This is a genomic window from Azospirillum sp. TSH100, assembly GCF_004923295.1.
Classification (GTDB): Bacteria; Pseudomonadota; Alphaproteobacteria; order Azospirillales; family Azospirillaceae; genus Azospirillum.
On the sequence record NZ_CP039634.1, the window covers coordinates 2,305,110 to 2,327,018 of the forward strand.

The 21,909-nt window shown below is 65.8% G+C and carries 23 protein-coding genes; 12 read left to right on the plus strand and 11 right to left on the minus strand.

The genetic code is table 11. The features are described 5' to 3' along the window. Positions 1-8: 8 nt before the first annotated feature. From pgsA to E6C72_RS10920, 3 genes are all read right to left on the minus strand, one after another. Positions 9-611, minus strand: a complete 603-nt coding sequence (pgsA, locus tag E6C72_RS10910) for a CDP-diacylglycerol--glycerol-3-phosphate 3-phosphatidyltransferase (RefSeq protein WP_109085620.1) — start codon at positions 609-611, stop codon at positions 9-11. A 78-nt stretch (positions 612-689) separates the two neighbouring features. Next, on the minus strand, positions 690-2,669 hold the full coding sequence (uvrC, locus tag E6C72_RS10915; protein ID WP_247875666.1) for an excinuclease ABC subunit UvrC: 1,980 nt from the start codon (positions 2,667-2,669) through the stop codon (positions 690-692). A gap of 415 nt (positions 2,670-3,084) precedes the next feature. After that, on the minus strand, positions 3,085-3,855 hold the full coding sequence (locus E6C72_RS10920; protein WP_109085510.1) for an SDR family oxidoreductase: 771 nt from the start codon (positions 3,853-3,855) through the stop codon (positions 3,085-3,087). 82 nt (positions 3,856-3,937) lie between these two features. Between E6C72_RS10920 and E6C72_RS10925 the strand changes: the two genes are divergently transcribed. The 3 genes from E6C72_RS10925 to E6C72_RS31740 all read left to right on the plus strand — a co-directional run bounded on the left by E6C72_RS10925 (position 3,938) and on the right by E6C72_RS31740 (position 5,552). Next, positions 3,938-4,753 (plus strand): hypothetical protein, encoded by an 816-nt coding sequence (locus tag E6C72_RS10925; RefSeq protein WP_109085511.1) that lies wholly within the window; start codon positions 3,938-3,940, stop codon positions 4,751-4,753. Between the two features lie 41 nt (positions 4,754-4,794). After that, a complete protein-coding gene (locus tag E6C72_RS10930; RefSeq protein WP_109085512.1) occupies positions 4,795-5,157 on the plus strand; it encodes a hypothetical protein in 363 nt (120 codons plus the stop codon). Positions 5,158-5,384: 227 nt separating this feature from the next. Then, positions 5,385-5,552, plus strand: coding sequence for an RSP_7527 family protein (locus E6C72_RS31740; RefSeq protein ID WP_158280153.1), 168 nt, complete (start codon positions 5,385-5,387; stop codon positions 5,550-5,552). 425 nt (positions 5,553-5,977) lie between these two features. Here E6C72_RS31740 and E6C72_RS10935 read toward each other — a convergent pair whose 3' ends face one another. Further along, complete coding sequence (locus E6C72_RS10935; protein WP_109085513.1) at positions 5,978-6,370, minus strand: DUF983 domain-containing protein; 393 nt, start codon at positions 6,368-6,370, stop codon at positions 5,978-5,980. A 359-nt stretch (positions 6,371-6,729) separates the two neighbouring features. Between E6C72_RS10935 and E6C72_RS10940 the strand changes: the two genes are divergently transcribed. Genes E6C72_RS10940 through E6C72_RS10950 form a run of 3 tightly spaced genes read left to right on the plus strand, consistent with a single transcriptional unit; the run spans position 6,730 to position 9,428 of the window. Next, complete coding sequence (locus tag E6C72_RS10940; protein WP_109085514.1) at positions 6,730-7,710, plus strand: ABC transporter substrate-binding protein; 981 nt, start codon at positions 6,730-6,732, stop codon at positions 7,708-7,710. Positions 7,711-7,737: 27 nt separating this feature from the next. Further along, complete coding sequence (locus E6C72_RS10945) at positions 7,738-8,634, plus strand: ABC transporter permease (RefSeq protein WP_109085515.1); 897 nt, start codon at positions 7,738-7,740, stop codon at positions 8,632-8,634. Continuing rightward, the gene (locus E6C72_RS10950; RefSeq protein WP_109085516.1) at positions 8,631-9,428 is read left to right on the plus strand and encodes an ABC transporter ATP-binding protein; all 798 of its coding nucleotides are present in this window, start codon (positions 8,631-8,633) and stop codon (positions 9,426-9,428) included. Before E6C72_RS10945 ends, E6C72_RS10950 begins: the two co-directional genes overlap by 4 nt. Here E6C72_RS10950 and E6C72_RS10955 read toward each other — a convergent pair. The 6 genes from E6C72_RS10955 to E6C72_RS10980 all read right to left on the minus strand — a co-directional run bounded on the left by E6C72_RS10955 (position 9,425) and on the right by E6C72_RS10980 (position 13,840). Further along, complete coding sequence (locus E6C72_RS10955) at positions 9,425-11,236, minus strand: monovalent cation:proton antiporter-2 (CPA2) family protein (RefSeq protein ID WP_109085517.1); 1,812 nt, start codon at positions 11,234-11,236, stop codon at positions 9,425-9,427. The genes E6C72_RS10950 and E6C72_RS10955 overlap by 4 nt on opposite strands. Positions 11,237-11,339: 103 nt before the next feature. Then, positions 11,340-12,182: an FTR1 family protein gene (locus tag E6C72_RS10960; protein WP_109085518.1), complete on the minus strand. Its 843-nt coding sequence runs from the start codon at positions 12,180-12,182 to the stop codon at positions 11,340-11,342. 60 nt (positions 12,183-12,242) lie between these two features. Then, entirely contained in the window at positions 12,243-12,590 is a 348-nt protein-coding gene (locus E6C72_RS10965) for a cupredoxin domain-containing protein (protein WP_109085519.1), read from the minus strand. Positions 12,591-12,737: 147 nt separating this feature from the next. Further along, entirely contained in the window at positions 12,738-13,151 is a 414-nt protein-coding gene (locus E6C72_RS10970) for a GFA family protein (RefSeq protein WP_109085520.1), read from the minus strand. Further along, entirely contained in the window at positions 13,148-13,597 is a 450-nt protein-coding gene (locus E6C72_RS10975; RefSeq protein ID WP_109085521.1) for a GFA family protein, read from the minus strand. Before E6C72_RS10975 ends, E6C72_RS10970 begins: the two co-directional genes overlap by 4 nt. Before the next feature lie 3 nt (positions 13,598-13,600). Beyond that, entirely contained in the window at positions 13,601-13,840 is a 240-nt protein-coding gene (locus tag E6C72_RS10980; protein ID WP_109085522.1) for a DUF1127 domain-containing protein, read from the minus strand. A gap of 175 nt (positions 13,841-14,015) precedes the next feature. Between E6C72_RS10980 and E6C72_RS10985 the strand changes: the two genes are divergently transcribed. From E6C72_RS10985 to E6C72_RS11010, 6 genes are all read left to right on the plus strand, one after another. Further along, positions 14,016-14,903: a transcriptional regulator GcvA gene (locus E6C72_RS10985; protein WP_109085523.1), complete on the plus strand. Its 888-nt coding sequence runs from the start codon at positions 14,016-14,018 to the stop codon at positions 14,901-14,903. 57 nt (positions 14,904-14,960) lie between these two features. Further along, positions 14,961-15,935 carry an aspartate carbamoyltransferase catalytic subunit gene (locus E6C72_RS10990; protein ID WP_085089487.1) on the plus strand — a complete coding sequence of 325 codons (975 nt, stop codon included), beginning with the start codon at positions 14,961-14,963 and terminating at the stop codon, positions 15,933-15,935. After that, a complete protein-coding gene (locus tag E6C72_RS10995; protein WP_109085524.1) occupies positions 15,935-17,230 on the plus strand; it encodes a dihydroorotase family protein in 1,296 nt (431 codons plus the stop codon). Before E6C72_RS10990 ends, E6C72_RS10995 begins: the two co-directional genes overlap by 1 nt. Before the next feature lie 4 nt (positions 17,231-17,234). Continuing rightward, on the plus strand, positions 17,235-17,834 hold the full coding sequence (gene plsY / locus E6C72_RS11000) for a glycerol-3-phosphate 1-O-acyltransferase PlsY (protein WP_109085525.1): 600 nt from the start codon (positions 17,235-17,237) through the stop codon (positions 17,832-17,834). A gap of 245 nt (positions 17,835-18,079) precedes the next feature. After that, complete coding sequence (locus E6C72_RS11005) at positions 18,080-20,032, plus strand: acetoacetate--CoA ligase (protein WP_109085526.1); 1,953 nt, start codon at positions 18,080-18,082, stop codon at positions 20,030-20,032. Between the two features lies 1 nt (position 20,033). Then, positions 20,034-20,492, plus strand: coding sequence for a hypothetical protein (locus E6C72_RS11010; RefSeq protein WP_109085527.1), 459 nt, complete (start codon positions 20,034-20,036; stop codon positions 20,490-20,492). Between the two features lie 52 nt (positions 20,493-20,544). Here E6C72_RS11010 and E6C72_RS11015 read toward each other — a convergent pair whose 3' ends face one another. Continuing rightward, the gene (locus E6C72_RS11015; RefSeq protein ID WP_109085528.1) at positions 20,545-21,537 is read right to left on the minus strand and encodes a TerC family protein; all 993 of its coding nucleotides are present in this window, start codon (positions 21,535-21,537) and stop codon (positions 20,545-20,547) included. Between the last annotated feature and the right edge of the window lie 372 nt (positions 21,538-21,909).

Genomic DNA, 21,909 nt, shown 5'->3' on the forward strand with positions numbered 1-21,909 from the left:
GGAAACTCTCAACCGGCGCTGCGGGCGGAACGGGCGGCGGCGGACTTCGCCGGCTGCTCGGCCATCATGTGGGTAAGTCCGGCGCGCATGTAATCCCAGCCGGTGTAGAAAGTCAGCGCCGCGGCGATCCACAGACCAACCGTACCTATGAAGGTCACAGGCAGCTCCACCGGACCATAGTCACCGACGATCAGGAAGCCCAGCGCGATCATCTGGATCGTCGTCTTCCATTTCGCCAGCCAGGTCACCGGCACACCGACATGCAGGCCGGCCAGATACTCGCGCAGGCCCGACACCAGGACTTCGCGCAGCAGGATCACCACCGCCGGCAGGATCGACAGGCCGGTGAGCCGATGGAACCCCGCCAGCATGATCAGCGTAGCCGCGACCAGCAGCTTGTCGGCGATCGGGTCGAGGAATTTGCCGATGACGCTTTCCTGCGCCCAGGCGCGCGCCAGATAGCCATCGAACCAGTCGGTGATGCAGGCAGCGGCATAGAGCGAGCAGGCGGTATAGGCGGCCCACGCCTCCGGCACATAGAACAGCCCGACCACCAGCGGGATCACGGCAATGCGCGACAGGGTCAGCAGGTTGGGCAGGCTGGTCAGCATGACGGAAAACTCGAACCGCTGGAGGATGTCGCCGCACGGCACCCGTGGGAGGGCCGGCAGTTTGCAGATGCCCGCATTCTAACCATCGGGATGGAAGTGATCGTATATCTTTTTCGCAACAGTTCGATTGATCCCTTCCACCGCCTCCAAATCGGCAAGCCCGGCACGCGCCACCGCCGCACCGCTGCCGAAATGGTGCAGCAGAGCCTTCTTGCGGGCGGGTCCGATGCCGACGATCTCGTCGATGGGCGACTTGCCGATGGCCTTGGCCCGCTTGGCCCGATGGGTACCGATTGCGAAACGGTGAGCCTCGTCGCGAAGCCGTTGCAGGAAGTACAGCACCGGGTCGCGCGGCTCCATCTGGAAGGGCGGACGGTTCTCCATGAAGAAATGCTCGCGCCCGGCATCGCGGTCTGGCCCCTTGGCGATGCCGACCAGCGTCACATCGTCGATTCCCAGCTCGGCGAACACCTCCAGCGCGACGTTCACCTGCCCCAGGCCGCCGTCGATCAGCACCAGATCGGGCCAGCTTCCCAGGCTGCGTTCCGGATCCTCCTTGACCGCCCGGCCGAATCGGCGGGTCAGCACCTCGCGCATCATGGCGAAGTCGTCGCCCGCAGCCCCCTGCTCCCGGATGTTGAACTTGCGGTAGGCATTCTTGATGAAGCCCTCCGGACCGGCGACGATCATCGCGCCGATGGCGTGCGCGCCCTGGATGTGGGAGTTGTCGTAGACCTCCACCCGCTCCGGGGCCGAATCCATGCCGAAGGCGGCGGCAACCCCATCCAGCAACCGCGCCTGGCTGGAGCTTTCGGCCAGCCGACGCCCGTGCGCCTCCCGCGCGTTGGTCAGCGCATGCTCGACGAGGCGGCGCTTCTCGCCGCGCTTGGGCTCCACCAGCTCGACCTTGTGCCCGGCGCGGACGGCAAGCGCCTCGGTCAGCAGCTCGAGTTCCGGCAGGGGATGGCTGACCAGCACCAACGGCGGTGCCGCCTTGTTCTCATAGAACTGGGCGATGAAGGCAGCCAACACCTCCTCGGTTTCCGCCGCCTTGTCGTGGCTGGGGAAATAGGCGCGGTTGCCGTAGTTGCGCCCGCCGCGGAAGAAGAAGACCTGGATGCAGGTCACCCCACCCTCGGCATAGGCGGCGATGACGTCGGCATCCTCCACCACGCCTTCGACATTGATGTCCTGGTGGGCCTGGATCGCCGTCAGAGCGCGGATACGGTCGCGATAGCGCGCCGCCGTCTCGAAATCCATCGCGTCGGAGGCGGCCATCATCCGGTCCGCGAACTCCGTCTGGATGTCGCGGCTCTTGCCCGACAGGAAGGCGCGGGCCTGATCGACCTGGGCCTGATACTCCGCCGGGCTCACCCGCTCGACACAGGGCGCGGTGCAGCGCTTGATCTGATATTGCAGACAGGGCCGTGTGCGGGCGGCGAACACCGTGTCGGCGCAGTTGCGCAGCAGGAAGGCGCGCTGCAAGGCCGTGATGGTGCGGTTGACCGCTCCCGCCGAGGCGAAGGGACCGAAATAGTCGGCATCGCGCCCGCGGGCGCCACGATGCTTGGTCAGCTGCGGATAGTCATGGTCCTTGGTGATCATGATGTGCGGAAAGGTCTTGTCGTCCCGCAACAACACGTTGTATCGCGGCATCAGCTTCTTGATCAGGTTCGATTCGAGAAGCAGCGCCTCCACCTCTGTGTGGGTGTTGACGAACTCCATCGTCTCGGTCTCCGCGACCATGCGCTGGAGCCTGACGGGCAGCTTTCCGACCTGGGTGTAATTGGTCACCCGGCGCTTCAGATTGCGCGCCTTGCCGACATACAGCACGGCTCCATCGCCCGCCAGCATGCGATAGACGCCCGGCGTCTGCGGCAGGGTCTTCAGATGCTCACGAATGATCTCGACGCCCCGGTTGATGTCGGCCGGCCGCCGCTTTGGACGCGCGGCCGCAACGTCCCCAACCGGCCGGTCGACGGCAGCAGCGGTCAAGCTGTCTTCGGCAGCGTCGGCCGACAGGGAATCGGGAGTGTCTGAGGAATGCGTTTCGGACATGACCAGAATGTCGTCGAGCGGCCGTCGCGGGTCAACCGTTGGGCACATGGAGGGCGCATGTGGGGCGACTCACCCCTCCGGAAGAATATCCACGGAACCTGTGGATAAGTTTGTCGATAACGGAGTGAGTAGCCCGTCCGGAGCTAGGCGCCACAAGGGGTCGCATGCATCTGCCTGTTTTTTGAGCAAATTTTCCAAGTCATTGATTTCGTTAGGACAGGGCCAAGTCAAGGGCGGGAATTGACGCGTCGACACAAAATTGTCGCGGCGGTGCAGGCGCCTCTTGCGCGGGGTGGGACACCTGTGTAAAACGCGCGGTCATTTTCAGCGCCCCTGCCCCGCTCCATCCGACCCCGCCCTGTCGTCGGGTCATGGATTGGCATGTCTTCCCATGTTGCGGCGCTGTAATACGCTGTCATTCGCTGGGCACGAAGCCATGCGTGGGCTGCGCCCATCCCAGATGCTCCCCACCATCCAGTGCGATCATCTGGCCGGTCATCGCCGGGGCGGCGATCAGGAAACGGATCGCCGCGCAGATCTCATCCGGCGTGGTGCCGCGCTTCAAAGGCGTCGAGTCCCACTGATCGGAGAACTCCGCTTCCGTCTGGCGGTCGTTGCGCAGAGTGGGGCCGGGACCGATGCCGTTGACGCGGATGCGCGGCGCCAGCGCCAGCGCCATCGTCCGGGTCAGCGCCCACAGCCCCATCTTCGACAGCGTGTAGGAGACGAAATGCGGCGTTGGGTTCCAGACACGCTGATCGATGATGTTGACGATCAGCCCGCTCTCGTTCTCCGGCAACCGTGACGCGAAATCCTGCGACAGCACGAAGGGCGCCCGCAGGTTCGCCTCCATATGGGCGTCCCACGATCCGCGGGTGACGTCGGCGACCTCGTCGCGTTCAAAGCGCGAGGCATTGTTGACCAGCAGGGTCAGTGGACCGAGTTGCTCCGTCACCGCGGGCACCAGGGTCTTCATCTCCGCCTCCCGGTCCAGATCGGCGGCGAAGGCCATGGCACGGCCACCCGCCCGTTCGATCTCTGCGACGACGGCATCTGCCTCCGCGCGGGAACTGCGGTAATGGACGGCCACGTCCCACCCCTGCCCCGCCAGATCGAGCGCGATGGCCCGCCCGATGCGCTTGCCGGCCCCGGTTACCAGGGCCGTTTTCCTCTTGATCTCGACCATGTCGCCATAGGTACCTTGCCACCATCGCGGGTCAAGGGCTGAGAAGGCCGAAAGGTGAAGCGATAAGGGGATTTGGCCGACGATGTTGCGCGAAGCCTTCGAGTATCTCACCACGCCCTGCCCACCGCTGGCCCGGCGGTTCGGTTACCTGTCGGAAATGGTGGCGCTGGGCGCCCGCCATCGGCGGCAGAGACGGGCCTGGGCGCCGCATGTCGCCGCCTGCTACCGCTTCGTCGATCAGGCGATGGAATGGGCCGCACCCGGCGGACGGGCACTGGTCGCCGGATCGGGGCTGCTGATCGAAATCCCGCTGCAAAGGCTGGCCGCCCGCTTCGACGAGCTGGTGCTGGTCGACATTCTGCACAGCCGGACCGTCCGCCGCCGGGTGGCGGACATGCCGAATGTCCGCCTCGTGGAACTGGACGTCAGCGGCGCGCTGGCCCCGCTTGCCGCCGCGCTCGACGGTGGTCGGTCACTGCCCACCGACTTCAAAGCGCCGATTCCGGAGGACGGTCCTTTCCGCTTCGCCCTGTCCTGCAACCTGCTGTCCCAGCTGCCCCTGCTTCCGCTGGAGGCGGTTGAGCGCCGCGCCCCGGCAACCCCGGCCGCCGACCGGATGGCCTTTGCCCTGCGCATGGTCCACGGCCACCTGTGCTGGCTTTCCGCCATCGCCGAGCACGCGGCCCTGTTCACCGACATCGACGCCTCCTGGATCCATGGCGGCACGGTGACCGAGGTGGAGGATTCGACCTGGGGCCTCACCCTGCCCGCCCCCGACATGTCCTGGCTGTGGGACATCGCTCCGGCGCCGGAGCAGGACCGGCGGCACGATCTGCGCCACAGCGTCGGCGGCTGGTTCGATGTGCGGTCGGTGACGAGTGCGCTTCCGCCCTGTTGAGGACTCTGCGAAACCTCGACACAGCAAGTGGGAGAGTCTCCATGGCCGCCAATGACCGCAATCTCGACAGCCGCAAGACCGGCGACGCCACCGGTCCCGACGACAGCGGCGGCATCGACGAGCGGAAGTTGCCGCTGGATATTCCGCAAACGCGCGATCACGTGGATGTGGACGAGCAGATCGAGGGCTTCCAGCGCGTCATCGGCCCCGGGGCCGGCGGACCGACCGACCAGCCCGAAGAGGATTTCGGCATCCCCGGCAGCGAGGAGGCCGGCGGTCTCGGCACCGGTCCGCTGCCGCCGCGCCAGCCCGACCGTCCGCAGGGGCAGGCGGCAGAACAGGGCAACGACCGCATCGTCTCCGATCGCAACGTCGCGGTGGATGGCGCCCGGGACCGCAAGTGAACGGGACGGCGACCCGTTGCCTGACCGGTGACCGACCATATCCTGCGGCAATAGTTCGCACCTCTATTGATTGAGGAAGCTGATACGGAAAACGTCAGGCGGCATTGCGCGGACTGCGCTTCATGGGGCAGTGGCCCTGTCCTATCTTGAGCACGACACGGCGAACAGGCCGGCAATGAACGCAAGGGAGTGGACGTCTCTCACCTTCCGTGGAGATTCCCAGAGCCATGAACAAGCAATTCAACGAAGTCCGCGATCCCCGCAGCCACGACGAGATCATGCTGGCCGCCCGCCAGATGCGGGCCGAATATCTGCGCGAGCTGTTCGGCAAGCTGCGCGCCAGCCTGACCGGCGCCCGCTCCGGCCATGGCACCGCCCTGCCGAGCGCTCGCTGACGGCGAATTCAGAGGTCTGTAAAGAAACGGCACCGCGCTTGATCTTGCGGTGCCGTTTTACTGTCTGGTGAATCCGAAACCGTTCAGAGCCGGCTGAAACTGTCGAATCTGCGCCTCCAGTCCCTCCATCCGTTCAGCGCCCCGCAAGATGCCGCGATAGCAAGCATCGGGAACCCTGGATACCAATACCAGTGGCTGCCCTGCGGAAGTCCGGCATGGGCGAACGCCCAAAGGAATGCCAAAGTGACGGCCGCGCAGATGGTGCCACAAGCCGCTGCCAAACCGACTGGGCCGACCTTCTCGGCCCATGTCGGGTCCATACTGATCAGGAGATTGCCCAGCCTATAAGGTTTGCGCGCGATCGACATTCGGCCGCTCTCCACCACAATGATGGGTGGCAAGCTTGAACCCGTCCGGAAATGTCGTCAACCAACTCCCTCGCCGCGTTCCGACCCTGGCGCCCCGGTGCTCCACAGCAGGCCCAGCACCAGACCCTTGCAGCGCGGTAGCAGAAGCAGCGTCAACAGCAGCGTCAACAGCGGCCAGACCGTCAGATGCACCCAGGTCGGCGGCTCATAGGTCTGCTCGACCGACAGCAGGGCGGGAATGACGATGTGGCCGACGATCAGGATCGTCATCCAGGGCGGCGCATCGTCGGCACGCAAATGGCCGTAGGCCTCGCCGCAGGCCGAACAATGATCGACCGGCTTCAGGAAGTTCCGCAGCAGCCGGCCGCGCCCGCAATTGGGGCAGTTGCCGATCAGGCCGCGGAAGGAGGCGAGAAACTTCGACGGAGCCGTTCCGGTTCCTGCGATCATGGCCACTCCTTCCGTGTTGCCCACAATATAGGCTCTTCCCCGGTGGACCGCACCCCCGATTGCGGACAGGTTGGACATGCGGAGTCGGGATCGCAGCGGCCGGCCGGATTTCCGGGCTGTCCTTATCCCGTCCGCCGCCCCGTGCTATGAAGAGGGTGGCCTGTTTGCCGCCGCGTAAGGGATATGGGAGGGGACATGATGGATGATCGTACGCCGGATGAAACAATGGAACATCTCCCGGAATCCGTTTCATGGCGTTTCAAATGTTCAACTCCGGCCTCCCCGGCCTTGCTGCCGAGTTGACGGCGACGCCCGCCCGGTCTAGGGGAAGACCTCAGCATTGGGGAGATCCGCAAGCCATGTCCTTCACCCGTCTGTTGTGCGCCGCGGCGGCTCTCGCCGCCTTCGTCGGTCCGATCGCCGCGCCGGTTTCGGCCATGGCGCAGGGCAAGACCGTCGCCATCACCGCCATCGTCCAGCACCCGGCGCTCGACGCCACCCGCGACGGCGTCGTGGAGGCGCTGAAGGACGCCGGCTTCGTCCAGGGCCAGACCCTGAAGGTCGAATACCAGAGCGCGCAGGGCAACCCGGCCACCGCCGCCCAGATCGCCCGCCAGTTCGCAGGATCCCGCCCCGACGTGATCGTGCCGATCTCGACCCCCTCGGCCCAGGCGGTGGCGGCGGCGACCCGCGATATCCCGGTGGTCTTCACTGCGGTGACCGATCCGGTGTCGGCCCAGATGGTCAAGTCGATGGACAAGCCCGGCGCCAACATCACCGGTCTGTCCGACATGGCCCCGGTTGCCGAGCATGTCGCGCTGATCCGCGAAATCCTGCCGCAGGCCAAGCGCATCGGCGTGCTCTACAACCCGGGTGAGCCGAACTCCGTCGTTCTGGTCAAGGCGCTGAAGGACGAGGCAGCCAAGGCCGGGCTGAGTGTCGTCGAAGCCTCCGTTCCGAAATCGTCGGACGCCCAGCCGGCGGTGCGCAGCCTCGTCGGCAAGGCCGATGCCGTCTACATCCCGCTCGACAACACCGTTGTTTCGGCCCTGGAAAGCGTGATCGCCGTCGGCCAGCAGGCCAAGTTGCCGATCTTCTCCGCCGACACCGACAGCGTCGCCCGCGGCACGGTCGCCTCCATCGGCTTCGACTATTTCCAGGTCGGCAAGCAGACGGGTGCCATCGTCGCCCGCGTCCTGAAGGGCGAGAAGCCGGGCGACATCCCGGTGGCGCTCGCCAAGGGCACCGACCTGTTCGTCAACCCGAAGTCGGCTGCCGCCATGGGCGTCAGCCTGCCCGACGCGGTGGTGAAGCGCGCGACCAAGGTGGTCGGGCAGTAAGAGCCCGCACCCAGCAGAAGCACCGCAATGACCGAAATCGCCCTCTTCGGCGCCATCGAGATCGGCCTCGTCTATGCGCTGGTCGCCATCGGCGTCTATCTGTCCTTCCGCATCCTGGACTTCCCCGACCTGACGGTGGACGGAAGCTTTCCGCTGGGGGCGGCCGTCTGCGCTGTGCTGCTGATCGCCGGGGTCAATCCGTGGATCGCCAGCCTCGCCGCGGCGCTGGGGGGTGCTGGCGCCGGACTGGTGACGGCGACGCTGAACGTGCGCTTCAAGATCCTGCATCTGCTCGCCAGCATCCTGACGATGATCGCGCTGTTCTCGGTCAACCTGCGGGTCATGGGCCGGCCGAACGTCGCGCTGCTGATGCAGGATACGGTGCTGACACCCTTCTATGGCCTCGGCATCCCCGACCACATCGTCCGCCCGCTGGTGGTCGGTGTCATCGTCGCGGTGGTCGTGCTGCTGCTCGCCCGCTTCCTGGCCAGCGAGTTCGGGCTGGCGATGCGGGCGACCGGTGTGAATGCCCGCATGGCGCGGGCGCAGGGCGTCAACACCGATGCCCATGTCTATGCCGGCATTGCCCTGTCGAACGGCCTGACCGGTTTGGCCGGCGCGCTGTTCGCTCAGACCAATGGCTTCGCCGACGTCACCACCGGGATCGGCACCATCGTCGTCGGGCTTGCCGCCGTGATTGTCGGCGAGACGGTGCTGCCCGCCCGGGCGCTGGCTCTGGCGCTGGTCGGCTGTGTCGCCGGATCGATCCTCTATCGGCTGGCTGTGCAGTTGGCGCTGTCGGCCGACGCCATCGGTCTGCAGGCCTCCGACCTCAATCTGGTGACCGCGGTACTGGTCGCCGTCGCCCTGATCCTGCCCCGCCTGAAGGCGAAGGCCAGCCGCAGCACGAGAGCCGCCCGATGATCGTCGTCGAGGACATCCACGTCACCTTCGGTCGCGGCACGCCGCTGGAGAAGCACGCCCTGCGTGGTGTCGACCTGACCATTCCGGAAGGCGAGTTCGTTACCGTCATCGGTTCCAACGGTGCCGGCAAGTCGACCTTCCTCGGCTCGCTGGCCGGCGACGTGCTGGCAGAGCAGGGGCGCATCTCCATCGATGGTACCGACGTCACCCGCTGGGACACCCCGCGCCGCGCCGGCCTGGTCGCCCGCGTCTTCCAGGATCCGATGGCCGGCAGCTGCGCCGCTCTGACCATCGAGGAGAACATGGCGCTCGCCGCCGCCCGTGGACGCCGCCGCGGTCTGGGTCTGGCGCTGGGCGGCGACCGCCGCAAGGGTTTCCGCGATCACATCGCGGCGCTGGGTCTCGGTCTGGAGAACCGGCTGCACGACCGCATGGGCCTGCTGTCCGGCGGACAACGTCAGGCGGTCAGCCTGCTGATGGCGACGCTCGCAGGCTCCAAGATCCTGCTGCTGGACGAGCACACCGCCGCCCTCGACCCCGCCACCGCCGATTTCGTGCTGGAACTGACCCGTCGCATCGTCCGCGACAACGGGCTGACCACGCTGATGGTCACCCATTCGATGCGGCAGGCTCTGGACTATGGTGACCGCACGCTGATGCTGCACGAGGGCCGTGTTGTCCTAGATGTGGCGGGCAAGGAGCGCGCCGGGCTGGACGTACCGCATCTGCTCGCCCTGTTCGCCAGGCAGCGCGGCGGGGTGGAGATCAGCGACGACAGTTTGCTGATCGGTTAAGCCCTGGCGGTTCTCGGCTCCGCCTCTCCCTGCACGGCATCCTCCCGGTCCGCCTCGAACAGCGACAGAAGCTCCGCGGCGGCATCGCGGGAGGTTTGGATCAGCTTGGTCTCGTCATTGTGGACGGCGTGCTGGCGGATCAGGGTGCGCTCGTCATGGGCGCGGAAGGTGTCAAGCGTCCTTACCACCTCGCCTTCGGCCAGCCCCATCTGCCGCAGAACGTCGCCGGTCAGGCGGATGCTGCTGTCGAAGGTCTCGCGCACGATGTGGGTGACGCCACGGTCCATCAGATGATGGACATGGCGTCGGTTGCGGGCGCGGGCAAAGATGGTCAGGTTGGGGAAATGGCGGGTCGCCATCTCCACCACCCGCAGCGACTGCTCCATGTCGTCCAGCGCCACCACCAGCACCTTGGCCTTGTCCGCGCCGGCGGCACGCAGAAGCTCGACGCGGGTCGGGTCGCCGTAATAGGCCTTGCTTCCGAACTTGCGGACGAAATCGACCTGGGCCGCACTGCTCTCCAACGCGGTGAAGGCGATGCCGCGCATGCGCAGCACGCGGCCGACCACCTGCCCCACCCGGCCGAAACCGCAGATGATCACTGGCGGGTTCTCATCGGGCGGGGTGTCGAAGGGACGCTTGGGCTTGCCGGCCATCAGTCGTGGTGCGAACCAGCGCTCCTCCGCCGCAAACAGGAAGGGGGTCGCCAGCATCGACAGGGTGACGACAAGCATCGCCGCCGACGCCTGCTCGCCAGCCATCGCACCACCGCCAACCGCCAGCCCGAACAGCACGAAGCCGAACTCGCCGCCCTGGCTCAGCACCGTCGCCATGCGCGTCGCTCCGGCCCAGGGCACCCCGGCGACGCGGGCCAGGACCAGCATCACCAGCCCCTTCACCAGCAGCAGCGCCACGGCGAGACCAAGGAAACGGATCGGATGCGCCAGCAGGGTCGGCACATCCGCCCCCATCCCGACCGAGACGAAGAACAGACCGAGAAGCAACCCCTCGAACGGCTCGATATCAGCCTGGACCTCGTGCCGGTACTCCGAATCCGACAGCAGGACGCCGGCCATGAAGGCGCCGAGCGACATCGACAGCCCAGCCTCCTGGATCAGCACGGCGGTGCCGATGACGACCAGCAAGGTGGTGGCGGTGAAAATCTCCGGTGCGCCGGCACGGTCGACGGCATTGAAGATCGGGCGCAGCAGATAGCGCCCGCCGATCAGCACCAGGACCACTGCCACCACCGCCTTGGCGACGGCCAGCCACGCGCCGTCGGCCTGCGGAACGCTGCCATTGCCCAGCAACGGCAGCAGAGCCACCGCCGGAATAATAGCTAAGTCCTGGAACAGGAGGATGGAAAAGGCGTTGCGCCCCGACTGGTTGGCGAGCAGCCCGCGCTCCGCCATCATCGGCAGCGCCATGGCGGTGGAGGACAGCGCGAAGCCGAAGCCCAGCACCACCGAGGTCGGCCAGGGCAGCCCCAGCCCCAGGCCGCACAGCCCGGCGATCACCGCACCGGTGACGGCGACCTGCGCACCACCCAACCCCAGCACCGATTTCCGCATGACCCACAGGCGGGCGGGCCTCAGCTCCAACCCGATCAGGAACAGCAGCATAACGACGCCGAGTTCCGAGGCGTGGGCGATCGCCCCCACATTGGTGACAAGCCCAAGGCCCGCAGGCCCCACCGCCAGCCCGGCGGCAAGATAGCCGAGCGGGGCGCCGAACCCGAACCTCTTCGCCACCGGCACGGCGACCACCATCGCCGCCAGCAGCACAACCAATGTCACAAGCTCCGCCATAATGCCCCACCGCTCGACTGTCGCCGCGGCACTATGACGCGATTTCAACGGGTAAGGCCAGACGCTTGACCGTCAGCCCGGCCATACACCTTGATGCTATTGATTACTCGGCCGGCGACGCAACGCGCGAGCGGTTCGACGGCGGATTACCGGCCGCCCAGCGGGTCAGCAGCAGGATGCCGACGACCACCCCGACATAGGCGATCAGCTGCGCCTCGGTCGGACGGTCGGTATAGCCGACGAGAACATGCAGCGCCTGTCCGATCAGGCTGTTGTCGCGCAGAAGGCCCGAACTGTCCCACAGCACCGCACCGCCGACGTTCAGCACGCCGCCCTGCGCCAGGAAATTGACTGCGGTGGCGGCCATGCCGGCCGCCAGCAGCGTCAGCAGCCAGGTGGTGGTGGCGAACAGGTGGCGCGTCGGGATCTGTACAAGCCCGACATAGAGCAGCACGGAGACCAGCGCGCCCAGCGCCATGCCGCCCAGGCCGCCGGCAGCCACGGTGGCGATGCCGCCTTCCTCCGATGCAAGGATACCGGTCAGGAACAGCACGACCTCCGACCCTTCGCGGAGAACGGCAACGCCGATGACGACGGCCAGCGCCGCGAGAGACTTCTCGCCGCTCTGCACCGCATGGCCGACAGCCTTCATGTCACGCGCCAGTTCGCGGCCATGCTGCGCCATCCAGGCATTGTGCCAGGCCAGCATGGCGACGGCGATCAGCAGGACGGTTGCGTTGAACAGTTCCTGTCCGGTGTCGGCGAACAGCGAACTGATGCCGTCGGCGAAGGCGGCGACGACGCAGGAGCCGATGATACCGCCGATGATGCCGAACGCGATCCAGCGACCGCGCCCAACCACCCCCTGGGTGGCGGCCAGCACGATGCCAACGATGAGGCCCGCTTCGAGGACCTCGCGAAAGACGATGATCAGACTGGCGAGCATGGTCGTCTCCGGTACAGGGCGGTCCGTCTCAAGACTGCGTCATGCGATCTTGTGATGGTGTCACTCGGCGATCACGGCGCCCTGCGCCGTCGCTTCGTGGAATTCGCCGAAGAAGGGATAGCGCCCCGGTTTCAGCGGACCGACCATGACCTTGATCTGCTTGCGGCCGCCGACGATCTTCTCGACCTTCATCTCGCCGCTTTCAAACTCTTCCGACGTGGCGTCCTGGTTGTCGACCAGCAGGGTCACCCGCTTGTTGGCGGGCACCTTGACCTCGGCCGGCTCGAACTTGTGGTCCTTGATGACGATGGTGATCACATCGTCGGCGCGAACCGGTGCCGCCTGGAGAAAAGCGGCGCCGGAGAGGGCGATGGCGCAGGCGGCGGAAAGCAGGGAGACACGGCGCATTCGCGGAAAACCTCGGGGGCTGGTGGGCCTTTTGCTTGTGAAAATCATTCTCACCCTGATCCCCCAGGGTCAAATGAAAACACCCTCTCGGCCACCGCAATGCACCTGCGACGGAATCGCACACCCCAATCAACCGCCCGTTCCCGGCTACTCCTGCTCCGACGAGCCGGGAAATTGCTCCAACCCGTCGGCAATCTCATAGTAATCGGCCTTGTCGGCCACATAGCCATGGCACAGGGTCGTCAGACCCGTCGGCTGATCCAGGCTGCCCGCGGCGATCTCGATCTCGCTCTTGCCGTCGCCCTTCCAGAACAGCGACGACCCGCATCGCCCGCAGAAGCCGCGTTCCGCGAAATGCGATGAGCGGTACCAGGACAACGTGGTGTCCGCATCGAAGGTGACGGTATCGCGCGGAACGGTGATGTAGGCGCCAAAATGGCCATGGAAGCGGCGGCACTGGCTGCAATGGCAGGTCACCACCCCGTCCGGCCGTTCGGCCAGCAGGAAGCGCACACCACCGCACAGACAGCCTCCGGAAAGTGCCCTGTCCTGTTCGGTCATTCCACCACCTCCCCCATGCTGGTCCGACGCTCGACGCCATCGTCGCCGATGTCGTAATAGGCCCCCTTGTGGTCGACGAAGATGTGGCGGTCGACCCGCAACCCCGACGCATCGTCCAGGCTGCCGGCGGTCACGGTGATGCGCGGCCGATTCCCGGCATCGGACTGGTCCAGCGCCTCCCAGAACAGCCCGGCACCGCAACGTCTGCAGAAGCCGCGGCGGGCCCGGTCTGAGGCGGCATACCAGGTCAGCGTCTCATCGTTCAGCAGACGCAACGCCGACCGCGGCAGGCCAGTGTAGGCGCCGACATGGCTGTGCTGGCGCCTGCACTGGGAACAGTGGCAGAAGGAGATTGGCTCCGGATGCGTGTCGATGGCATAGCGCACGCCACTGCACAGGCAACCGCCGCTCCAGATCCGCTCCCCTTCCGACTTCGCGTCGGTCATCACTCACCCCCGCCAGAACGGCTTTTCGGCCTCATAGTCCGCGTCAGCGCGGGAGATACCGATATCCGACAGCAGATGATCGGGCAAAGCCTCCAGCGCGCGGCGCTGACGACGGCGCTCGTTCCAAGTGGCGAGCCGGTCGAACAGCGATACCACGCGCTCGCCCAAACCAGGGCCGGTCTGCACCGGCTTGCGGACGAACAGCTCTGCGGCGGAAAACTGCGACTGCGTTCCCTTTGCCATGATCCGGTTTCCTTCGCTGGATGGGGAGCGGGGCTTCCGCCTCGCCGCTCCGTTCAGTGCGTGATCTCATGTGGAACTGAGAATGGGGCAGAGGGCGCTTGCCGACAAACGACGCTTTCTCATAGAATCGATTAGCTTTGCTAATCCGAATCCAGCCACGGATCCCTCCTCCGTCATGTCCCGCCGCCTGCCCCCGCTGAACGCGCTGCGTGCCTTCGAGGCCGCCGCCCGCCATCTTTCCTTCACAAAGGCGGCCGACGAGCTGCATGTGACGCAGGCCGCCGTCAGCCACCAGATCAAGGCGCTGGAGGAATGGCTCGGATTACCGCTGTTTCGCCGAATGAATCGGGCGCTGGCGCTGACCGAGGCCGGGCAGAGCTATCTGCCGCCGGTGCGCGAGGCGATGGACACGCTGTCCCAGGCGACCGACCGGCTGATCCGCGCCGACAGCAGCGGCACGCTTACCATCTCCACCATGCCCAGCTTCGCTTCCAAATGGCTGGTGCCCCGGCTGGTCCGTTTCCAGAAGCGCCATCCCGAGATGGACGTCCGGGTGCACAGCACCGCGCAGGTGGTCGATTTCGCCCGCCACGACGTCGATCTGGCGATCCGCTTCGGCAACGGCCTGTGGCCGGATCTGCGGGTGGAGCGGCTGTTGACCGAGGACATCTTCCCGGTCGGTCATCCCTCTCTGCTGTCCGGCAAGCGTCCGCTGGTGAACCCGGAGGATCTGCGCCACCACACGCTGCTGCACGACGACTACAACATCTCGTGGGCGGTGTGGTGCCGGGCGGCGGGCATCGAGGGGGTGGACACCGAGCGCGGCCTGCGGTTCGACGATTCGTCCTTCACCCTTCAGGCGGCGATCAATGGCCACGGCATCGCGCTGGCCCGCGGCGTTCTGGTGGCCGACGACATCGCCGCCGGACGGCTGGTTCGCCTGTTCGAGGTGCGGCTGCCGGGGAGCCTCGCCTATTACGTCGTGGCGCCGCAGCATTACTTTTCCAGGCCCAAGGTGAAGGCCTTCCACGACTGGTTGTTCGAGGAGGCGGGAGCGGTGTGAAAACTGCCGTATAGAGCGGCTTGCGGGCGTAACGGACCGCTCCTATAGTCCGCGCCCATGAGCGCGAACCCGTCCCCCGACACGGTCTTCCCGCACCGCCATCTCCTCGGAATCGAGGGGCTGCGGGCCGGCGAGATCACCCAGATTCTCGACCTCGCCGATGGCTACGTCGAGCAGAACCGCCGACCCGTGAAGAAGTCCAACCTGTTGGACGGCCGCACGCAGGTGAACCTGTTCTTCGAGAACTCCACCCGCACCCGCACCAGCTTCGAGCTGGCCGGAAAGCGGCTGGGGGCCGACGTCATCAACATGTCGACCGACAGCAGTTCGGTGAAGAAGGGCGAGACCCTGATTGACACGGCGATGACGCTGAACGCCATGCACCTCGACGCGCTGGTGGTGCGCCACGCCGACTCGGGGGCCGTCAAACTGCTGGCCGACAAGGTCAACTGCTCCGTCATCAACGCCGGCGACGGCCATCATGAACATCCGACCCAGGCCCTGCTCGACGCTCTGGCGATCCGCCGCCGCCTCGGCCGGCTGGATGGGCTGATTGTGGCGATCTGCGGCGACATCCTGCACAGCCGCGTCGCGCGCTCCAACATCCACCTGTTGAACGCGATGGGCGCCCGGGTGCGCTGCGTTGCGCCGCCGACCCTGCTGCCGTCGCAGATCGAACGGCTGGGCGTCGAGGTCCATCATTCGATGAAGACCGGCCTGCGCGATGCCGACGTGGTGATGATGCTGCGCCTGCAGACCGAGCGGATGAGCGGCCAGTATGTCCCCTCGACCCGCGAGTATTTCTACTTCTACGGCCTCGATTACGAGAAGCTGGAGGTGGCGAAGCCCGACGCGGTCATCATGCATCCCGGCCCGATGAACCGGGGCGTCGAGATCGACTCCGAGGTCGCCGACGACCTCAAGCGCTCGATGATCCTCGATCAGGTGGAATTGGGCGTGGCCGTCCGCATGGCCGTGCTCGACCTGCTGACCCGTGAACGCCGCCAGTCCGACCTTGCGGGAGCCGTCTGATGAGTGCGCGTACCGTCTACCGCAACGCCCGCCTGCTTGATCCGGCGACGGGCCTCGACCAGCGCGGCGACCTGCTGATCGATGGCGAGACCATCGCCGACTTCGGTCCCGGCCTGTTCACCGACTCCACGCCCGAAGGCGCCGAGGTCATCGACCTCGCCGGCCAGTGCCTCGCCCCCGGCCTCGTCGACATGCGTGTGCTGATCGGCGAACCCGGCGAGGAGGAAAAGGACACGATCAAGAGCGCGTCCCGCGCGGCGGCGGCCGGCGGCATCACCGCCATGGCGTTGCTGCCCAACACCGATCCGGTGCTGGACGAGGTCGCCGGGCTGGAGTTCATCGCGCGGCGCGCCCGCGAGGTGAAGCTGGTCAAGGTCTTCGCCTACGGGTCCGCCACCCGCGGCACCGAGGGCAACGAGATCACCGAGATGGGCCTGCTGGGCCAGGCCGGTGCGGTCGCCTTCACCGACGGCACCAAGGCGATCGCCAGCGCCAAGACGATGCGCCGCGCTCTCAGTTACGCCAAGACCTTCGGCAAGCTGATCGTCCAGCATCCCGAAGAGCCGTCTCTGGCCTCGGGCGGCATGATGAACTCCGGCGAGATCGCCACCCGCCTCGGCCTCGTCGGCATCCCGCGCGAAGCCGAGATCATCATGATCGAGCGCGACCTGCGGCTGGCCGAATTGACCGGCGGTCGCCTGCATTTCGCCCACGTCACGACCGGCGAGTCCGTCGACCTGATCCGCCGTGCCAAGGCGCGCGGGCTGAAGGTGACCTGTGACACCGCCCCGCATTACTTCGCCCTGACCGAAACCGACGTTGGCGACTACCGCACCTATGCCAAGGTTTCGCCGCCGCTGCGCGGCGAGATGGACCGTCGCGCAATCGTCGAGGGGCTGGCTGACGGCACCATCGATGCCATAGCGTCCGACCATGTGCCGCAGGACCAGGACCAGAAGCGCCTGCCCTTCGCCCAGGCCGCCCCCGGGGTGATCGGGCTGGAGACACTGTTCCCGCTGACCCTGGAACTGGTGCACAAGGGCAAGATGCCGCTCCTGAAGGCGCTGGCCTGCGTCACCGCCAACCCGGCCGCAATCCTCGACTTGTCCCTCGGCCGGATCGTCAAGGGCGGGCCTGCCGATCTGGTCGTCTTCGACGCCGACATGCCGTGGCAGATCGACGTCAGCCGCTTCAAGTCAAAGTCGAAGAACTCGCCCTTCGAGAACCGCCCGGTCCAGGGCCGGCCGCTGCGCACCATTGTCGACGGCCGCACCGTCTGGCAGGCGGAGGGTTGATCCGGTGCTGACTCTCCTGCTTGCCGCCCTGCTGGGCTACCTGCTGGGCTCGATCCCTTTCGGACTGGTGCTGACCCGGATGGCTGGTCTGGGCGACATCCGCCAGATCGGCTCCGGCAACATCGGCGCCACCAACGTCCTGCGCACCGGCAACAAGCCGCTGGCGCTCGCCACCCTGCTGCTCGACAGCGGCAAGGGCGCCATCGCTGCATTGCTGGCCCTGTGGTGGGCCGGGCCGGAAGCGGCGGTGCTGGCCGCCGGCGGCGCCATGCTGGGCCACAGCTTCCCGGTCTGGCTGGGCTTCAAGGGTGGTAAGGGTGTGGCCACGGCGCTGGGCGTGCTGCTGGCGGTGTCCTGGCCAGTCGGGCTGCTGGCCTGCCTGACCTGGATCGTCATGGCGGCACTGTTCCGCATCTCCTCGCTGTCGGCCCTGACCGCCCTCGGCCTCAGCCCGCTGACCGGCTGGTATTTCGGCGGTCCCCTGGTCGGTGGCCTCTGCCTGTTCATCGCCGTGCTGGTCTTCATCCGGCACGAGGCGAACATCCGCCGCCTGCTGAAGGGCGAGGAACCGAAGATCGGATCGGGCAAGAAGAAGGCCGCTTGAGCGAGCGGACCGACAAGGCAGATCGAAGATGAGGCGGGGAGGAAACTTCCCGCCATTTCCTTGTGCATCATCTTGATTTCGTTGCCCTTGCCCCAGTCTGCCCCATCCGATTCCGCCCACCAGGACAAAGACAACCGGTGCGGCCATGCGCTATGCTGCACGGCAATCCGGGGCACGAACAAGCAACCCGGCAGGAGAGCCGGCGGCTGGCGCCGGCGGAAAACGAGACGCTGAGGGAACCGAGAATGGACATTCCGCTGTGGAGCCCGAGTGAGGAACGCATCGCGCAGGCCAACCTGACCGCCTTCCGCGAGGCGGCGAATGCGCGCTTCGGACTGCGGCTGGACGATTACGACGCGCTCTACAACTGGTCGATCGCGGAGAAGGAGCGGTTCTGGCGTTTCCTGTGGGAATGGGCTGGGCTGACCGGAGACCTCGGCGCCGTCGACCTGCTGGACGGCGAGAAGATGCCGGGTGCCCGCTGGTTCCCGGAGTCCCGCCTCAGCTATGCCGAAAACCTGCTGGCCGGCGCGCTGAACGACAACGCCGTCGTCTTCTGGGGCGAGGACAAGGTGAAGTACCGCTGGAGCGGGGCGGAACTGAAGGCCACCGTCTCCCGCCTGCAGCAGGCGTTGAAGGCCAAGGGCGTCGGCAAGGGCGACCGCGTTGCCGCCATCATGCCGAACATGCCGGAAACACTGGCGGCGATGATCGCCACCACCAGCCTTGGCGCGGTGTGGTCCTCCTGCTCGCCCGATTTCGGCATCCAGGGCATCACCGACCGCTTCGGCCAGATCGAGCCGAAAGTGGTCTTCGCTCCCGACGCCTACTGGTACAACGGGAAGAGCCACGACGTCCGCGCCAAGGTGGCCGAGGTTCTGAAGGACCTGCCGACCGTCGTCGCCACCGTCATCGTGCCCTATGTCGACAAGGCGCCCAATCTTTCGGCCATTCCCGGTGCCGTCGGCTTCCAGGACTTCATGGCGCCCTACCCGGCGGCCGAGCCGACCTTCGAGCGGGTCGCCTTCGACCATCCGCTGTTCATCCTCTATTCCTCCGGCACCACCGGAAAGCCGAAATGCATCGTCCACGGCACCGGCGGCACGCTGCTCCAGCATGTCAAGGAACACCGGCTGCACTGCGACCTGAAGCGCGGCGACCGGCTGTTCTACTTCACCACCTGCGGCTGGATGATGTGGAACTGGCTTGTGACCGGTCTCGCCAGCGGCACCACTCTGGTGCTCTATGACGGTTCGCCTTTCGCGCCGACCGGCCACATCCTGTTCGATTACGCCGATGCGGAGCAGGTGACCCTATTCGGCACCTCGGCCAAGTTCATCCAGTCGCTGGAGAAGTCGGGGTTGGAGCCGGTGAAGACCCATTCCCTCGCCAGCGTCCGCACCCTGACCTCCACCGGCTCGCCGCTGATGCCGGAGAATTTCGAGTTCGTCTATCGTTCGATCAAGCAGGATGTCCACCTCGCCTCGATCAGCGGCGGCACCGACATCATGTCCTGCTTCGTGCTGGGCAACCCGATCTCCCCGGTTTGGAAGGGCGAGATCCAGACGCGCGGCCTTGGTATGGCGGTGGAGGCCTTCGACGACAACGCCCACGCCGTCCGCGGCGAGAAGGGCGAGTTGGTATGCACCCGCCCCTTCCCCAGCATGCCGATCGGCTTCTGGGCCGATCCGGACGGCTCGAAATACCGCTCCGCCTATTTCGACCGCTTCCCCAACGTCTGGGTTCATGGCGACTTCATCGAGCAGACCGAACATGGCGGCTGGGTGATCTATGGCCGCTCCGACGCGGTGCTGAACCCTGGCGGCGTACGCATCGGCACTGCGGAGATCTACCGCCAGGTCGAACAGCTGCCGGAAATCATGGAAGCGGTCTGCATCGGCCAGGAATGGGACGGCGACGTGCGCGTCGTGCTGTTCGTCGTCCTGCGCGAGGGCATGACACTGGACGAGGCTCTGGCGGGAACGATCCGCAAGCGGATCAAGGACAACTGCTCCCCGCGCCATGTCCCGGCGAAGATCGTGCAGGTCACCGACATCCCGCGCACGCGCTCCGGCAAGATCACAGAACTGGCAGTGCGCGATGCGGTCCACGGCCGGCCGATCAAGAACACGGAGGCGCTGTCCAACCCGCAGGCTCTCGACGAGTTCCGCGAGCGGACGGAACTGAGCGGAGCCTGAGGTGCCGGCGAAGCTGTTCCTCGACCTTGACGGCGTGCTTGCCGATTTCGACCGCGGCGTCGTTGCAGTCACCGGCAAGCGGCCGGAACAGCTGCCAATGAAGGAGATGTGGCGGGCACTGTCCCGCCACAGCGATTTCTTCGGCACGCTGGAGTTCATGCACGACGCGCAGGAGCTTTGGGCCTTCTGCGCACCACACCGCCCGACCATCCTGACCGGTCTGCCGCTGGGCAGCTGGGCACCGGAGCAGAAAAAACGCTGGGTTGCCCGCATGCTGGGGGCCGACGTGCCGGTCATCACCTGCATGGCACGCGACAAGGCACGCTATGCCATACCCGGCGCCATTCTGGTCGACGACCGCGAGAAGGCCCGCGATCCGTGGGAAGCGGCTGGCGGCCGCTTCATCCTCCACCGCAGTGCCGGGCAAAGCATCGCTGAACTGGCGACGCTGGGTTTCTGAAACGGAAAAGGGGCGGCACCCTTTGCCGCCCCCTCCCTCTCAAAAAACCTGTTCACTCGGCAGCCGCCGTCTTGGTCTCCCGGCTGGTCTTCCACAGCGAGACCAGCACGCCGCCGCCGATCAGGGCGAAGGTGACGCCCAGCGCGATCAGGGGATCGGGCTTGCCGAAGACCTGCGTGTAGAAGATCTTGCCGCCGATGAACACCAGAACCAGGGCCAGGGCGTACTTCAGATAACGGAAGCGATGAACCATCGCCGCCAGGGCGAAATACAGCGCACGCAGGCCCAGGATGGCAAAGATGTTGCTGGTGTAGACGAGATACGGGTCGGTGGTGATGGCAAAGATCGCCGGCACGCTGTCGACAGCGAACACCAGATCAGCCAGTTCCACCATGATCAGCGCCAGCAGCAGCGGCGTGGCCGTCCAGCGCATGACGCCGCTGTCGCCCACCGGCTGCTTGACGATGAAGTGATGGCCATGGAACCGGTCGGTGACCCGGATATGGCGCTTCAGGAACCGCAACGCCGCATTGTCGCCGATGTTGGTCTCCTCATCCTTGGCGAACAGCATCTTGATGCCGGTCAGCAGCAGGAAGGCACCAAAGACGTAGAGGATCCAGTGAAACTCGGAAACCAGCGCCGCGCCGGCGCCGATCATCAGGCCGCGCAGAACGATGACGCCCAGGATGCCCCAGAACAACACCCGGTGCTGCAATTCACGCGGCACGGCGAAATAGCTGAAAATCAGCGATATGACGAAGACATTGTCAAGTGACAAGCTCTTTTCGACGAAGAAGCCCGTGTAATACTGCAAGCTGGCTTCCCCGCCCATCGACCACCAGACCCAACCGCCGAACAGCAGAGCGACCGCGATGTAGAAGGCCGAGAGTTTCAGGCTTTCGCCGACGCCGATGACATGGTCCTTGCGGTTGAGAACACCCAGATCGAGCACCAGAAGAGTCAGCACGATGCTGACAAAGATCAACCAAATCCAGACAGGTTTTCCCAAAAATTCGAGGAAAACCATAGAAAGCAAAACATCCATCGCAAAACCCACTTGATGACGCTGCGTTAGCGGAGAGATCAAGCGGTTCCGACATCACGACCGACGCCTCGATCGTCAGAGGGGCCCGGACCCGAACTTCCTGCCAGATGGTGTCGCCCAGGCCGGGGTCAAGATCGGGACAAACAGCGCATGCTTCTGCGGAAGCAAAAAAGTCGGTTTGCCCCTATCGCTGGCCTTTGCGAGTCGCAGGTGCAACAGCGCCACCGGGATGCCGAAGCCCTGGAAAACTGCGGTGATTCCAAACGAAATGCCATCGGGACTCGGCACTTGATGCAGCGACGCCACAGATGGCGAACGAATGACGCGCAAGAAAAACACCATCGGTTGCCCAATCTGTGTTCGCTCTTGTGC